The following is a 1,634-nucleotide window of genomic DNA, read 5'->3' as shown; positions in this document are numbered from 1 at the left end:
TTGTAGCAGTTCCCCAAAGTGGACACAAAAAATGATTATTAATTATTTATATTTTTAAAAGTACACATATCTATCAAATTTCGTTCCTTTTCATTTGCAAAAGTAGACAATCTCATCCATATTTGCAAGTTTTTCTTTATAAAAGTGAACATTATTCTTTATTTTTCTCATTTCCAGCCATTTTCTTCCGTTCTGTGACGAACTTCGGTGTTGCATTAGCCTCTCGCTTCCCAAAAGTGTCCTTTCTTGGAAGCTCCCCTTTATAAAACCTCTTCCTGTAATTATTTGGCGTATCATAGCCGATAGCATAACATGGTCTTTTCTCATTGTAATAATCCACGTATGCGTCCAAGGCCTCCTCGAACTCCTCTCTTGAATTACATGTCTCAATCTTGAAGTCTATGAACAATTCCTCTTTTATCCATCCGTTGAGGGATTCGTTCACAGGGTTGTCTGTAGGCTTTCCTGCCCTGGACATAGACCTCACAATCAACGTGTCCTTTATCAGCTCATTATAGGCGAGTGAAGCATACACGCTACCTTGGTCCGTATAAAGAACAGTTGGCTCATCTGTGCCCTTCAACAGGTTGATGACATCATTTAGCCCATCAATGTACTGGTCTCTATGTCCACGTCTCTCAGCCACATGCCACGTTAGGATTTCTTTCGTAAAGACATCGAAATACATGGTCAACTCAAAGAAGAACCAAGAGTATTTGATGACTGTCATGTCAGAGACGATAACTTGTCGAGGTCTGTCTACCGTGTCCCACGTGGAATAAATGAGGTTGGGGTACTTATCCTTTACCTTACGTGGTTTGTAATGTATCTTGTGTCTCGTTTGTGACTGAATACCAAGATATTGGAAGCATTTATAAGAGAAATTGTCGCTGATACTCAACTGTAAATTGATTCTTATGTACGCCGCCACCCACCTGTAGCCATGTGTAGGGTGTTCCGAGTGTATGTCCTCAACCACACCCACCATGAACTCACGATTGATCTCACGGGATGAAGGCTCTCTTCTAAGCCACTTGTAATACCCCGACCGACTTACTCCCATCATCTTGCAGATATCCTTGACAGGATACTCGTGCGATAGCATGTCCACTATTTTGAACTCTTCATTTTTAAACGAACATACTCCGTTTGCCCATCCTCGTTCTGCCTCACCAGATATTTTTTTTTGAGCCGTTCATTCTCAATACGCAAGCGTAGGATTTCTCGCTTATACCCCTCCTTGGTTTTGTCAATGCCCTCAGGAAGTATGTTCCCAATCTCAGCATCAGCACGAGCCAACCCCTCTATGCCTGCTTCTTCATATTGCTTCAGCCACTTCTTAAAAGAAGTTTCCGAGACATTGTTTGCCCTGCAGAAATCACCGAGCTTAACTTTGGAGTTTCCCTTGAACTTACGAATCAAGAACTCCTTTTCCAATGGATTTAAATGCTTTGCCATAAAAAGTTTCCTTTCTGGTGAATACTTGACGATAAGATAACCGTGCTTCGGCAAGTTGTGTGCCCTTACGTTCGGGCTACGCCCTCTCTACAGGGCACACAACTCTATCTGCTTGCAAAGGTAATCATTTTCCATCAGTTTTCCACCTTTCTGTGTCTACTTTTTGAGGGGCAGCA

The 1,634-nt window shown here is 42.1% G+C and carries 2 protein-coding genes; both read right to left on the bottom strand.

The window, feature by feature from the left end; all coding sequences use genetic code 11:
• Positions 1-151 precede the first annotated feature (151 nt).
• Positions 152-1,105 carry an IS3 family transposase gene (locus ACQRBJ_RS15950; protein WP_445304219.1) on the bottom strand — a complete coding sequence of 318 codons (954 nt, stop codon included), beginning with the start codon at positions 1,103-1,105 and terminating at the stop codon, positions 152-154.
• 5 nt (positions 1,106-1,110) lie between these two features.
• Positions 1,111-1,458: a helix-turn-helix domain-containing protein gene (locus ACQRBJ_RS15945; RefSeq protein WP_118067409.1), complete on the bottom strand. Its 348-nt coding sequence runs from the start codon at positions 1,456-1,458 to the stop codon at positions 1,111-1,113.
• Positions 1,459-1,634 lie beyond the last annotated feature (176 nt).

It is taken from the genome of Prevotella sp. SGI.167 (assembly GCF_050313615.1).
In the GTDB taxonomy this organism is placed as follows: Bacteria; Bacteroidota; Bacteroidia; order Bacteroidales; family Bacteroidaceae; genus Prevotella.
The sequence above is the reverse complement of the archived record's forward strand: the minus strand, read 5'-3'. Positions and strand labels throughout refer to the sequence as shown.

Coding starts and splice junctions, on each gene's coding strand:
- ACQRBJ_RS15950 (WP_445304219.1), bottom strand. CDS start 1,105: ATGCTATCGCACGAGTATCCTGTCAAGGATATCTGCAAGATGATGGGA.
- ACQRBJ_RS15945 (WP_118067409.1), bottom strand. CDS start 1,458: ATGGCAAAGCATTTAAATCCATTGGAAAAGGAGTTCTTGATTCGTAAG.